Genomic DNA, 602 nt, shown 5'->3' with positions numbered 1-602 from the left:
ACCGAACCCGGGGCGATTCATGCCTACGGCAGTCGAACTGGCTGCTTAACCACTGTCACCCATTCGTGCAGCAGTCCCAGGACCGGGCTACGAGGAGGTTCTGACGTTCGCGCTGTGACAGCGAGGTGGGTCGCATCCCTTGAAAGGACGCGACCCACCTTGTCATGCTGCTTGGCGTTTCATGGTTCGCATCCGCGAACCATGAGGTGCGATCAGAAGACGCCGCCGCCCCCATTGGTATGGCTGGCGGGGCCGCCGCCGTAGTAGCTGATGGAGCTGCCCTCGCCCTGGCGGGTCGAGGCGGGTGCGACAGATTCGCCGGGCCCGCCGTGCATGGTGACGCCGTGGTCTTCCTCAAGGAGGCGCTGCTCGGCGTGGTTGCCGAAGCTGTCATGCGTGGAATGGACGGCACGACGGTCGCGATCCTTCTTCCACGCGAGGCCGAGAGCGATCGCAACGATGACGAGAACGATGATCCAGAAGATCATGGCCTGCCCTTTCTTCGTATGGCCGCAGCGCGGCCGTTTCGACGAGGATAGGTGGATCGCAGGTGGCGGTAGTGAGATCTGGCTAACGGTTTGGTGGCTCTTCACGAATGAGGG

1 protein-coding gene is annotated in these 602 nt (G+C 63.0%); it reads right to left on the bottom strand.

Features of this window, described 5'->3' with window-relative positions:
- Positions 1-212: 212 nt before the first annotated feature.
- Positions 213-602 (bottom strand): hypothetical protein (locus tag HMPREF0321_RS00890; RefSeq protein WP_217490505.1); only part of this gene is annotated, 390 nt, incomplete at its 5' end.

This window comes from Dermacoccus sp. Ellin185, assembly GCF_000152185.1.
Taxonomy (GTDB): Bacteria; Actinomycetota; Actinomycetes; order Actinomycetales; family Dermatophilaceae; genus Dermacoccus; species Dermacoccus nishinomiyaensis.
The sequence above is the reverse complement of the archived record's forward strand: the minus strand, read 5'-3'. Positions and strand labels throughout refer to the sequence as shown.